We start from the raw sequence: 3,366 nt of genomic DNA on the forward strand, positions 1-3,366 counted from the left end.
CGTAAATTGCGAAGGAATTCGCCGGGGTCATCCCGAAAACGTCAAGGAGCCAAAGGACCGCCGAACCCTTGTTCCAGTCCATGTCGGGAAGTACCTCCACGGCCTTCTTGTCGGACCTCGCCCTCAACCCCCCCACGCCGGCGGCCGCCTCCTCGATGAGGCCGACCAGCACCGGGACATCCCGCTCATTTACGAGCCTGTAGTGGGCCGATAGGCAGAACTTCTTCCTCTGGAGGATCGCTCCGGGAAAACCCCTCAAGATTTTTTCAAACCGGTCTCCCGCCTCTTCCAGGGCCTGGAGGTATTTTTCGCCTATCTCGAAGGAAATACCGCTTCTCGGGGGGCCGGATATCTCGAAGCCGTGGCAACCGGAGTAAAAAAGGTCCACCAGTCCCACCCTTCGGCGAATATCCCGCAAATCCCTGCCCGTTATGACGGCGACCCTGGAAGCCCTGGACAGGGCTTCGAGCCTCGCCTTCATGACCGGACCAAGGAAAACCGTTTCGGGGTCGTCGCTGATGGGCTCCAGGGTGCCGTCAAAATCGAAAGCTGCGAAAAGGGACCTGCCCCTGGCAGCCTCTTCGATGACGCCCCTGTTCTCCAGCGCTTTTGGAAGGGGTGCAGATTTTTGAGTTATCGCTCCTTTCCCCATGACGGTTGGCCTGTCGGGTTCATCCATTCTGCTTCCCCGTCATCTCCTCGACATCGACCCTGATGACCACTATCCTTGCCAGCGCCTGGGCGGGAAACTCGTACTCCTTTCCCGTGTAGTGCCCCATGATGACGTTCATCCCGTAAATCTTTTCCTCGGATTTCTCAAGGACCTGGACCTTCCCCCAGGCAATGACGCTCTTGTACTTCATGGAGAAATCGCAGGCTTCCTGGGCATGCTTCATCTGCAGGTCCGCCTCGAACTCGAGGCAGACCTGGGGATTCTTCCCGATTACGTCCAGTTTCCTCCCCTCCGTAGCGCAGTGCATATAGACCTTGCCATCGCGGTACCCGAAATTCATCGGCACCACGTAGGGCCTGCCGTCGTCGCAGAGCCCCATCCGGCAGACTTGGGAATCCAGGATGACCGATTCGATCTCCGCCCGGTCCTTTATCTCCCTTTCTTTTCTTCGCATGCTTGTCGGCTCCCTTCCTTTCCCGGGGTTCAAAACCGGCGTGAACGGCGATAGTTTAACTCATTTTCTGGTTCCCCGAAAAATGTATCCCAAAAGCGATGTTCATTGCCCTTCCTATTTCCTTTTTCGCTTCAACGGCACCGGTCGCCGACGCCACGGGAAGCAAGGATCACAGCCCTTCCCGGCAACATATCACGGACGGGGTACGAGTCTCTCGAAGCAATGGAGGCACAAGGTGCGGCCGTCGCAAAGCCTGGCCTTGGTCTCCATGACCAACTCGCCGCAGGCGTCGCAGAGGACGCTCCTTTTCATGGGGGCGAAGGGCGGGACGGGTTCCAGGGGCTTCCCGATGATGAACAGGGCCTCCGGTTCCGACTCGAGGATGCGGGTGCAGCGCTCCCTTCTGAATTCCTCGAACCTCTTCGAGTCCTCCGGCGTGAGGACACCTTGATTGCTCTTCTCCTGCAAGGTCCTGTACTCATCGCTGCCGCTTTGCGCCGCGTCGGGGCGGCTCACTATTCTCAGGGACTTTCCGTCCCTCCTCCTATAGAAGCTGAAGGCCGCCTTTCCCCAATCCTTAACGATCATATTGCCCTTTCCCACGGTGCACCCCGTGAGGAACTGGATGGCGTCGACGGCGCAATTATCGGTCTCGGCGACGGCGACGATCTCCTCGTCGGAGGACCGGCCGAGCTCGGCGAGGACGACCTGGGAGACCTTTATCCCCGTGGCCAGCCCGGGGCACCAGTGCCCATGGAAGGCAATAAGGGCCTTCAATTCCTCTTCAGGTATCTTCAATCCCAAGTCATTCACTCCCTTATGTCGATCACCGGTCCCTTGACCGGCCGTTCGAAGGATCGGCCATCCCGGGCTCGCCAGGAGAGGTCCGACCTATTCGTGAACTCTGTATCACGATTCGTTCATCGTGGGACCTTTGATCAGGACCCTCTCTGTGTCATCTGTGGTGAAAAGGGTCTGTCTTTTCGCCCCACGATCCAACCGTTACGCCTCAAGCGTCACTTTCTCTGGTCCCCACGGGCACCACCACCGGGTACCCCTGGACCTTCTCTATCACGACGGGTATGCCGTAGACCTCCCCGATCATCGCCGGCGTTATCTCCTCCAGGCCGGCGACGGCAAAAATCCGGCCCTTCTTCATGAAGACCACCCTGTCGGCGAAGCGCAGGGCGGAGTTTATATCGTGCATCGTCATGACCGCCGCCATTCCGTGGCCCGTCACGATGTGCCTGATGATGGACAGGATTTCCTGCTGATTTCTGAGGTCCAGGCTGCTGGTGGGCTCATCGAGCAGCAGCACCTTCGGCTCCTGTACCAGTGCACGGGCAATGCAGACTTTTTGTAGTTCGCCGCCGCTCATCTCATCGAGGTGCCGGAGCGAAAGGTGCTCGAGGCCGAGGGTCCGGATGATGGCGTCCACCTTACGGATGTCCTCCCTGCCCACCTTCCAGGTTATGCGGGGTCTCCGGCCGAGGAGGATGGCGTCGAAGGCGGTCAGCCTCCCCCCCTGCTCCTGCTGGGCTACATAGGCGAGGTCCCTGGCTATTTCCAGCTTCTTCATGCGCAGGAGGTCCCTCTCTTCGACTTTGATGGTCCCCGTCGCCGGGCGCAGGATACCGTTCAGGCATTTCAGCAGGGTCGTCTTGCCCACCCCGTTGGGGCCGAGGATGGCCAGCAGCTCGTTCCTCCCGAGGCTGAAGGAGACCCCTTCCAGCACGGGCCTGCTGTTGTAGCCGAAGGAGACGTCGCGGACATCGAGTATCATCGTCGGTACCCCCTGACGAGGAGGTAGAGGAACAGGGGAGCCCCGACGAAGGACGTCAGTATCGCCACGGGCAGCACATTGGGCGCTATCATGATCCTGGCCGTTGTATCGGCCGCCAGGAGAAGGATGGAGCCCATTCCGAGGGAGCCCGGGATGAGGAACCGGTTGTCGTCGCCTATTAGGCGCCTTACCATGTGGGGGCAGACGAGGCCCACGAAGCCTATCACGCCGACGAAGGAGATGATCACCGCCGTGACCAGCGATGCCAGGCTCATGCCGAGAAAACGCACCACCCTGACGTTGACGCCAAGGCTCGCGGCCGTCTCGTCCCCGGCGTCGATGGCGTTGTAATTCCACGAATTGAAGGCGAAATACAGGGAGCAAACGCCTGTTACAAGGGAAATGATGCTTATCTCCCTCCACCCGGCCCGGGAAAGGTCGCCGAAGGTCCAGAAG

5 protein-coding genes are annotated in these 3,366 nt (G+C 59.6%); all 5 read right to left on the reverse strand.

Going from position 1 to position 3,366, the window contains the following annotated elements:
* The coding region (otsB, locus tag GX108_00760) for a trehalose-phosphatase (GenBank protein NLO55580.1) at positions 1–679 on the reverse strand (679 nt) is incomplete at its 3' end.
* Positions 672–1,127: a pyridoxamine 5'-phosphate oxidase family protein gene (locus tag GX108_00765; protein ID NLO55581.1), complete on the reverse strand. Its 456-nt coding sequence runs from the start codon at positions 1,125–1,127 to the stop codon at positions 672–674. The genes otsB and GX108_00765, both read right to left, overlap by 8 nt.
* A 192-nt stretch (positions 1,128–1,319) precedes the next feature.
* Positions 1,320–1,931, reverse strand: coding sequence for a tRNA CCA-pyrophosphorylase (locus tag GX108_00770; protein NLO55582.1), 612 nt, complete (start codon positions 1,929–1,931; stop codon positions 1,320–1,322).
* A 205-nt stretch (positions 1,932–2,136) separates the two neighbouring features.
* Positions 2,137–2,910 carry an ABC transporter ATP-binding protein gene (locus tag GX108_00775; GenBank protein NLO55583.1) on the reverse strand — a complete coding sequence of 258 codons (774 nt, stop codon included), beginning with the start codon at positions 2,908–2,910 and terminating at the stop codon, positions 2,137–2,139.
* Positions 2,907–3,366: iron ABC transporter permease (locus GX108_00780; GenBank protein NLO55584.1), on the reverse strand; the 460-nt coding region annotated here is incomplete at its 5' end. The genes GX108_00775 and GX108_00780, both read right to left, overlap by 4 nt.

It is taken from the genome of Thermovirga sp. (assembly GCA_012523215.1).
Classification (GTDB): domain Bacteria; phylum Synergistota; class Synergistia; order Synergistales; family Thermovirgaceae; genus 58-81.

What these genes read in the sequence shown, in the direction of transcription:
- GX108_00765 (NLO55581.1), bottom strand. Translation starts at nt 1,127, where the DNA reads ATGCGAAGAAAAGAAAGGGAGATAAAGGACCGGGCGGAGATCGAATCG.
- GX108_00775 (NLO55583.1), bottom strand. Translation starts at nt 2,910, where the DNA reads ATGATACTCGATGTCCGCGACGTCTCCTTCGGCTACAACAGCAGGCCC.